This window comes from Streptomyces pseudogriseolus (assembly GCA_002154585.1).
GTDB lineage: Bacteria > Actinomycetota > Actinomycetes > Streptomycetales > Streptomycetaceae > Streptomyces > Streptomyces pseudogriseolus.
In genome coordinates this window covers 1-7,762 of the sequence record MUNG01000336.1, presented here as the reverse complement: position 1 = coordinate 7,762, position 7,762 = coordinate 1, and the positions used below count along the sequence as shown (strand labels likewise).

The window sequence follows — 7,762 nt, the reverse complement described above, 5'->3', positions numbered from 1 at the left end:
CGGAGGCCCACCGTCTCCTGGTCGAAGCCGTCCAGGAGACGGTGGGCCTCCGCCCATGCCTGTGCTGAAGTGTCGCGGGTGATGACATGCAGCCGTATGCCGAAGCGCAGGGTGCGGCCCTCCTCCGCGGCAAGACGGCGGATCCAGGCGATCTTCTCCGCGACGGCGGCGGGCGGTTCGCCCCAGGTGAGGTAGACGTCGACGTGCTTCGCCGCGACCCGGCCGGCGATCGGTGAGGATCCGCCGAAGTACACCTCGGGCACCGGGTCGGGCAGCCGCGTCAGCCTGGCGTCCGCGACGCGCAGGTGGTCGCCCTCCAGGTCCACCGTCCTGCCCTGCCACAACTCCTTTACGACATGCAGGAATTCGTCGGTACGGCGGTAGCGGTCGTCCTTGTCGAGGAAGTCACCGTAGGCGCGCTGTTCATGGCTTTCGCCGCCGGTGACGACGTTGAGCAGCAGCCGTCCGCCGCTCTGCCGCTGAAAGGTGGACGCCATCTGCGCGGCGAGCGTGGGCGAGACGAAACCGGGGCGGAAGGCGACGAGGAACTTCAGCCGTTCGGTGTTCTGGCTGACCATGGCGGTGGTCAGCCACGCGTCCTCGCACCACGCGCCGGTCGGGGTGAGCGCGCCGGTGAAACCCAGGTCCTCGGCGGCGCGGGCGATCTGGCTGAGGTAGGCGACCGTGGGCGGCCGGTCCCGCCCGGACGCCGTGGCCGGGGAACCATGGCCGCCGCCGACGACGTGGCGGCTGTCGCCGTTGGTGGGCAGGAACCAGTGGAAGGTGAGGGACACGGGAGGGCTCCGTTCGGGGGTGCGATGTCGGAGGACGCCGAGGTCAGGGAGAGGCAGTGCTCGGGGAGACAACGCTCACCCGGTGGCCGCCAGCAAGGTGCGGCCACCCAGCGCGCGGGAGAACTGGTCGGTGACCTGGGCCAACGCCTCGGCAGCGGCGGGGGCGACGGTCAGGGTGGCGTCGTCGCCGACGGTGATCTCCTTGTCGAGGGTGAACCAGCCGGGCGTGATGTGGGCGGGGCCCATCGAGTTGAGCACGGGCCGCAGCGCGTAGTCGATGGCGAGGACATGGGCGGTGGTGCCGCCGGTGGCCAGCGGCAGGACGGTCTTGCCGGTCAGCGCGAACTGCGGCAGCAGGTCCAGCAGCGCCTTCAGCAGCCCGGAGTACGCGGCCTTGTAGACGGGGGTGCCGATGACGACGCCGTCGGCCTGCTGGAAGAGGGCGGTGGTCTCGGCGATCGCCGGATGGTGGACGTCGGCGTGCAGCAGCGCCTCGGGCGGGAGGGCGCGTACGTCGAGCGGTATGACGTCGTGCCCCTGGGCGACGAGCCGCTGGTCGAGATGGCGCAGCAGCCGGGCGGTGCGTGAGGTGGCGGAGGGGCTTCCGGAGACGGACAGGACGGTGGCCATGCGAGGACCTTCCGGGGAGGTGGAGTGGGGCAACGTCGGGCGGCGACGGGCAACGGTCGGCGGCCTGCGCACAAGGGCGGGGCGGGGAGCGTCCGTCGCCTGGCCGACCGGCGGAGGAGCGCGGTCAACGGACGTCAGACGACTACACGTTGACGACGACGGCAGGCGTCAGCGGAACAGCGGGAAGCCGTGAGAGAGGGCGCCGGCGCGAGGGTTCCCCCGGGGCGCTCAGGCGTGACGGCGACAGAAGGAGCTGGAGACACGCGCGAGGTCGACATGGCGTCGCCGCGTGAGGTCCTGTCGCTTCATGCCGTCGATCAAAGCAGCGGTCGGTGACACGGGTCAAGAACGCCCGGACGGCGTTCCACATGCTGAGAGCCGCGATACGTGCGCTTGTTGTACGGTCCGCGCCCTGGTCCGCGCCCTGGTCCCGCCCGGAACGCCGTCCCGTCGGCCGAGACGGCGCCTGCCGATCTGGCGCGGCGCCGCCGGCGTGTGGTTACCTGAGGGCATGACCGTCCTCGTGACCCGCCGCCACGTCGATTACGTGCGTGTCACCACCACGGGCTGTCCCGCCGCGTAGCCACGTAGCTGACGCCGCGCGCGCCGGCCGTTCGACCGGCCTCTTCTCTTCGCATCGCCGCATCGCCGGATCGCACCTCGCTGACCGCAGTCCCCGCAGCCCCGTTGTCCCGCAGTCGCCGTTGACCCGCTGTCCCGGGCCGTGGTGCGTGCTGCCGTGGCGTCCTCCGGCGTGCCCTCCTCCCCCCCTTCCCTGTACCCCCCCGACGACGAAGGACTTCCCCGATGTCACCCCGTACCGCGACCACCACCGCGGCCGTTCATCCACTGCTCGCCGACCGCTGGAGCCCCCGGTCGTTCGACGCCGCGCACACGCTGGGCGACGAGGAGCTGGTCTCCCTGCTGGAGGCGGCGCGTTGGGCGCCCTCCGCCTACAACGCCCAGCCGTGGCGCTTCCTGGTCGGCCGGCGCGGCGACACCACGTTCCTGCGCATCCTCGACGCGCTCATCCCCTTCAACCAGGCGTGGGCGCACGCCAGTTCGCTGCTGGTGGCGGCGGTGGCGCAGGAGAACGTCGAGGACGGCGTGCCGCAGCCCGGCCCCTCGTACGACACCGGGCTCGCGACGGCCCAGCTGGTGTTGCAGGCCCACGCCCTGGGTCTGCACGCGCATCAGATGTCCGGCTTCGACGCCGACGCGTTGCGCGCGTCGCTCGGTGTGCCGGAGGGGTTCCGGCCGCTGTCCGTCGTCGCCGTGGGCGCGCTGGCCCCGGCGGAACTGCTGCCGCCGAAGCTGCGCGAGCGGGAGACCGCCGTGCGGGAGCGGCGCCCCGTCGCGGAGACGTTCTTCGCCCACAGCTGGGGCACCCCGCTGCCCGTTCGCCCCTGACCACCCGCCCTCACCTTCAGGAGTGCACATGACCGTTCAGGACTCCACCGCCACCGACACCGCCGCCTTCGTCGCCGAGTGGGAGAATTGGCACCACGACAAGGACACCGCGCTCGCCCATGAGCACGGCTTCCTCGCCGTCACCGGCCTGTACTGGCCGGCGTCCGAGCCCCAGCGCTTCCCCGGTGCGCCCGGCCTCTGGTCGGCCGACGACGACGGGGTCACCGTCGAGCTGGACGAGGGGGAAGAGCTGGTGGTCGACGGCGCCACGGTGCGCGGCCGGCACCACTTCGGCGTGCTCGCGGAGCGCGCCTCCGTCAACGCCGTCTGGGGCGACGCGGTGATCGAGGTGGCCCGCCGGGGCGGCCAGGACGTCGTCCGGCCACGGCACCCGGACCACCCGCTGCGCACCGCGTTCACCGGCACGCCCGCCTACGCGCCGGACCCGCGCTGGCGGCTCACCGGCACGTACGTGCCGTTCCCCGAGCCGCGTCCCACCACGGTGGGCGCCGCCGTCGAGGGACTCGAGCACGTCTACGACGCCCCCGGCAAGGTCCGGTTCGCCATCGAGAGGCAGGAACTGGAGCTGACCGCGTTCGAGGGCGGCGCGCCGGGCGCCCTGCTGGTGCTGTTCACCGACGCGACGTCCGGTGTGACCACCTACGCCGCCAACCGGGCGCTGAAGATCGACGCGCCCGGCCCGGACGGCCAGGTGGTGCTGGACTTCAACCGCGCCACCAACCTGCCGTGCGCCTACACCGACTTCGCGACCTGCCCCCTGCCGCCGGCCGAGAACCGGCTCCCGATCGCGATCGAGGCCGGTGAGACGATCCCGTACGAGCGGAGGTCCGCCGCGGCCTGAGCGCGGTACGACGCGACCGAGTATGACGCGACCCGGTACGACGCGACCCCTCCGGCCGGTGAGTGCCGGAGGGGTCGCGTCATGTCCGGGGCGCCACGGGCCCGGCCTACGGCACCGGGTCGACCGGCTCCCACGGGAACGGCGGGTCCGGCAGGGCGTGGCGGAGGGCGGGGGCCACCTCGGACTGGAAGCGTTCGAGGGAGTCGCGGTGCACGGACTCGGGCAGTCCGCCCGCGTCCGCGTGCACATGGAGCACGCTGTGCCCGAACCGGGCGTGGTAGCGGTGCACCTTGTCGACGATCTGCTGCGGGCTGCCGACCAGGGCGGAGCTGCGGTCGACGAAGTCCTCCACCGTCTCGAAGACGACGGGCAGTCCGGACTCCCTCTGGAAGGCGAGGTTCGCCTCGAAGACCGGCCGGTACGTCTCGACGGCCTCCTGGGAGGTGCGGGCCACCAGCAGGCCGGCCGAGCCGGCGCCGATCGCGATCCGCGCCGGGTCGTGGCCGTAGTGCTCCCAGCGTTCCCGGTAGTGGTCGATCAGTTCGGCGTAGGGCTCGACGGGGTGGGTGACGTTCGCGGAGAACAGCGGGTCGCCGTGGCGGGCGGCGAGGTCGACGGACTCCTTGCTGGTGGCGCTGCCGTGCCAGACGCGGACGGGCCGCTGGTAGGGGCGAGGCCACACCTCGGCGTCCTTGAGGGGCGGGCGGAAGCGGGTGTCGGCGGTGATCCTTTCCTGCCGCCAGATGCGGCGGAAGACGTCGTAGCTCTCGGCGTTGCGGTCCCACTGGTTTTCGGGGGTGACCTGGAACAGGTCGCGCTGGGCGGTGCCGTTGCCCTTGCCGATGATGAGGTCGAGGCGGCCCTCGGCGAGGTGGTCGAGGGTGGCGTAGTCCTCGTAGGCGCGCACCGGGTCGAGCAGGCTGAGCGTGGTGACGGCGGTGAAGAGGCGGATGCGGCGGGTCAGGGCCGCGATGTGGCCGAGGACGACGGTGGGCGCGGAGGAGAGGAAGGGCCGCTCGTGCCGCTCCCCCACGCCGAAGCCGTCGAAGCCCAGTCGCTCGGCGAGGACGGCGTTGTCGAGGACCTCGCGGAAGCGGTCGTGCGTCGGTTTCAGCACGCCGGTGACGGGGTCGGGGCGATGGACGATCAGGGTGATCGCGAGGAACTTCATGAGGCGGCCCGCCGGTCGCGGAGGTCGTCGGGGTGGGCGAGGCCCAGGTGGTGGCGGAGGGTGGGGCCCTCGTAGTCGGTGCGGAAGACACCGCGTTCCTGGAGCAGCGGGACGACCTGGTCGGCGAAGGCGTCGAGGCCGGTGGGGGTGACGTGCGGGACGAGGATGAAGCCGTCGGCGGCGTCGGACTGCACGTACTCGTCGATGGTGCGGGCGATGGTCTCGGCGGAGCCGATGAAGTTCTGGCGGTTGCCGGTCTCGATGACGAGGTCGCGGATGGACCAGTTGTGGGCTGCGGCCAGTTCGCGCCACTCGCGGGCGGTGGCCAGCGGGTCGCGGTACATGCGGACCTGGGCGCGGCCCTCGGCGATGTGGCGGCTGCTCACATCGGGGTCGATGTCGGGCAGGGGCCCGTCGGGGTCGTAGCCGGAGAGGTCCCGGTTCCAGACGAACTCGAGGTGGCGCAGGGCGGTGGCGCCGCTGACCTGCTGACGGCGCACCTCCTTGGCCAGGTCGCGTGCCTCGGCGTCCGTGTCGGCGAGGGTGAAGGTGGCGGCCGGCAGGATGAGCAGCTGGTCGGGGCGGCGGCCGTACTTCGCGAGGCGGCGCTTGACGTCGGTGTAGAAGGCCTGGCCGGCTTCGAGGGTGGTGTGGCGGCTGAAGATGGCGTCGGCGTCGGACGCGGCGAACTCGCGTCCCTCGTCGGAGTCACCGGCCTGGAAGATGACGGGGCGGCCCTGCGGGGAGCGCGGGACGTTGAAACGGCCGTGGATGTCGAAGTGCTGTCCCTGGTGGACGAAGGCGCCGGCCTTGGCGTCGCGGAGGAAGACCCCGGTGTCCTGGTCGGCGGTGATCTCGTCGCCGTGCCAGGAGTCGAAGAGTTCGTGCGCGGTGGCGAGGAACTCCTTGGCGCGGGAGTAGCGCTCCTCCTGTGGGAGGAAGCCGCCGCGGCGGAAGTTCTCGCCGGTGAAGGCGTCCCAGGAGGTGACGACGTTCCAGGCGGCGCGGCCGCCGGAGAGGTGGTCGAGGGAGGCGAACTGGCGGGCCACCTCGTACGGTTCGTTGAAGGTGGAGTTGATGGTGCCGGTCAGTCCTAGGTGCTCGGTGACGGCGGCGAGCGCGGACAGCACCGTGAAGGTGTCGGGGCGGCCGACGACGTCCAGGTCGTAGATCTTGCCGCCCTGTTCGCGCAGCCGGAGTCCTTCGGCGAGGAACAGGAAGTCGAACTTGGCGCGTTCGGCGGTGCGGGCGAAGTGCGCGAAGGAGCTGAACTCGATGTGGCTGCCGGACGCGGGGTCGCTCCACACGGTGGTGTTGTTGACGCCCGGGAAGTGGGCGGCGAGGTGGATCTGCTTCAGCGGCTTGCTCATGGTGGTGGTCGTTCCTCCGGCTCAGGCGGTGGCGTAGCGGTTGGCGGGCCGGGGCAGACCCAGCAGGCCGCGCAGGGTGCCGGCCTCGTAGGCGCCGCGGAAGGCGCCGCGGTGCTGGAGTTCGGGGACCAGTCCGCGGGTGATCGCCGGGAGGTCGTGGCCGAGGACGGCGGGCCGCAGCCGGAACCCGGTGAGCCCGGCCGACCGGAACTCCAGGAGGAGGTCGGCGAGTTGGGCGGGGGTGCCGGTGAAGACGCGGGTGTCGCTCGTGAACGGCTCGCCGGCGAGATCGTCCAGGCGGGCGCGGCGGGCGGCGGCCCGGGCCGGGTCGTCGTCGAGGAACACGGTGAGGTCGCCGAAGACGTGCAGGGGGTCCGCGGCGCGTCCGGCCGCCTCCTGTTCCTCGCGGACGGTGGCGACGATGTCGCGGGCCTGGTCCGCGTCGTGGGGGGTGACGTAGCCGACGTCGGCCGCGCGGGCGACCAGGCGGTAGGGGATCGTGTCGTGGGCGAGGGCGGTGACCAGGGGCTGGCCCTGGGGCGGGCGGGGCGTGATGGAGGGTCCCTTGACGCTGAAGTGGCGTCCCTCGAAGTGGATGTGGTGGAGCTTGTCCCGGTCGATGAAGCGTCCGGTGACGACGTCGCGGATCTCGGCGTCGTCCTCCCAGCTGTCCCAGAGCCGGCGCAGCACCTCGACGTAGTCGGCGGCCTCGTCGAACAGGTCGGTCACCGTCTCCCGTGCGGCCGGCGCGTCATAGGCGTCGATCCGCGGGATGCCGCGGCGGCCGAAGTGGGCGGCCTCGTCGGGGCGGGCGGTGATCTGCACCCGGACGCCGGCCCGGCCGGTGCTGACGTAATCAAGGGTGGCGATCGCCTTGGAGAGGTGGAACGGCTCGGTGTGGGTGACGACCGCGGTCGGGACGAGGCCGATGTGCCGGGTCAGGGGGCCGATGCGGGCCGCGGTGAGGACGGCGTCGAGGCGGCCGCGCACCTGGTCGGTGCGGTCGTCGGGTTCGAGGAAGCGGGAGGTCTGGAGCCCGAGGCCGTCCTCGAGGGTGACGAAGTCGAGCAGGCCGCGTTCGGCCTCGGCGACCAGGCCGGCCCAGTAGGCGGCGGTGAACAGGTCGCGGGGGCGGGACACCGGATCCCGCCAGGAGGCGGGGTGCCAGCCGGTGCCCTCCAGGGCGACGGCGAGGTGCAGGGGTGATGCGGGTGTCGGGGACACGTGGGTGCCTTCCAGGAGGTCGGTGACGGTGGCGGGGTGGAGGGCGCGGGGACGACGGGGAGCGCCGTCCCCGCGCCGTGGTCCGGTGGTGGTCAGCCGGCGGTCCTGGGCAGACCGGGCGGGTTGATCTCGGAGGTGGTGACGGCCTCGTCGGTCAGGCCCCAGCGCTTGAGCACCTTGGTGTAGGCGCCGTTCTCGACGACGTGGTTCAGCGCGTCGGCCAGGGGCTCGACCAGTCCGTTGTCCTTCCTGGTGGTGGCGGCGATGAGGCCCTGGAGGTCGGCGCCGGCGCCGGAGTAGG

At 72.4% G+C, this 7,762-nt stretch carries 8 protein-coding genes and 1 pseudogene; 2 read left to right on the top strand and 7 right to left on the bottom strand.

Features of this window, described 5'->3' with window-relative positions:
- The 3 genes from CCN29_RS26335 to CCN29_RS36250 all read right to left on the bottom strand — a co-directional run.
- Nucleotides 1–794, bottom strand: a 794-nt coding sequence (locus CCN29_RS26335; protein ID WP_086684986.1) for an LLM class flavin-dependent oxidoreductase, incomplete at its 3' end; no start/stop codon positions are given.
- 75 nt (nucleotides 795–869) lie between these two features.
- Nucleotides 870–1,424 carry an NADPH-dependent FMN reductase gene (gene ssuE, locus CCN29_RS26330; RefSeq protein ID WP_086684983.1) on the bottom strand — a complete coding sequence of 185 codons (555 nt, stop codon included), beginning with the start codon at nucleotides 1,422–1,424 and terminating at the stop codon, nucleotides 870–872.
- A gap of 228 nt (nucleotides 1,425–1,652) precedes the next feature.
- On the bottom strand, nucleotides 1,653–1,733 hold the full coding sequence (locus CCN29_RS36250) for a putative leader peptide (RefSeq protein WP_369153443.1): 81 nt from the start codon (nucleotides 1,731–1,733) through the stop codon (nucleotides 1,653–1,655).
- A gap of 498 nt (nucleotides 1,734–2,231) precedes the next feature.
- Between CCN29_RS36250 and CCN29_RS26325 the strand changes: the two genes are divergently transcribed.
- A complete protein-coding gene (locus CCN29_RS26325; protein ID WP_031021186.1) occupies nucleotides 2,232–2,834 on the top strand; it encodes a nitroreductase family protein in 603 nt (200 codons plus the stop codon).
- A 28-nt stretch (nucleotides 2,835–2,862) separates the two neighbouring features.
- Complete coding sequence (locus CCN29_RS26320; protein ID WP_086684980.1) at nucleotides 2,863–3,696, top strand: DUF1684 domain-containing protein; 834 nt, start codon at nucleotides 2,863–2,865, stop codon at nucleotides 3,694–3,696.
- Between the two features lie 106 nt (nucleotides 3,697–3,802).
- Here CCN29_RS26320 and CCN29_RS26315 read toward each other — a convergent pair whose 3' ends face one another.
- From CCN29_RS26315 to CCN29_RS26300, 4 genes and pseudogenes are all read right to left on the bottom strand, one after another.
- Complete coding sequence (locus tag CCN29_RS26315; RefSeq protein WP_086684977.1) at nucleotides 3,803–4,867, bottom strand: LLM class flavin-dependent oxidoreductase; 1,065 nt, start codon at nucleotides 4,865–4,867, stop codon at nucleotides 3,803–3,805.
- Nucleotides 4,864–6,237 carry an NtaA/DmoA family FMN-dependent monooxygenase gene (locus CCN29_RS26310; RefSeq protein ID WP_086684974.1) on the bottom strand — a complete coding sequence of 458 codons (1,374 nt, stop codon included), beginning with the start codon at nucleotides 6,235–6,237 and terminating at the stop codon, nucleotides 4,864–4,866. Before CCN29_RS26310 ends, CCN29_RS26315 begins: the two co-directional genes overlap by 4 nt.
- A 21-nt stretch (nucleotides 6,238–6,258) precedes the next feature.
- Complete coding sequence (locus tag CCN29_RS26305) at nucleotides 6,259–7,461, bottom strand: LLM class flavin-dependent oxidoreductase (RefSeq protein WP_086684971.1); 1,203 nt, start codon at nucleotides 7,459–7,461, stop codon at nucleotides 6,259–6,261.
- Between the two features lie 92 nt (nucleotides 7,462–7,553).
- Nucleotides 7,554–7,762 (bottom strand): annotated as a pseudogene (locus CCN29_RS26300) (ABC transporter substrate-binding protein); the annotation flags it as partial.

What these genes read in the sequence shown, in the direction of transcription:
- CCN29_RS36250 (WP_369153443.1), bottom strand. Translation starts at nt 1,733, where the DNA reads ATGAAGCGACAGGACCTCACGCGGCGACGCCATGTCGACCTCGCGCGT.
- CCN29_RS26325 (WP_031021186.1), top strand. Translation starts at nt 2,232, where the DNA reads ATGTCACCCCGTACCGCGACCACCACCGCGGCCGTTCATCCACTGCTC.
- CCN29_RS26315 (WP_086684977.1), bottom strand. Translation starts at nt 4,867, where the DNA reads ATGAAGTTCCTCGCGATCACCCTGATCGTCCATCGCCCCGACCCCGTC.
- CCN29_RS26310 (WP_086684974.1), bottom strand. Translation starts at nt 6,237, where the DNA reads ATGAGCAAGCCGCTGAAGCAGATCCACCTCGCCGCCCACTTCCCGGGC.
- CCN29_RS26320 (WP_086684980.1), top strand. Translation starts at nt 2,863, where the DNA reads ATGACCGTTCAGGACTCCACCGCCACCGACACCGCCGCCTTCGTCGCC.
- ssuE (WP_086684983.1), bottom strand. Translation starts at nt 1,424, where the DNA reads ATGGCCACCGTCCTGTCCGTCTCCGGAAGCCCCTCCGCCACCTCACGC.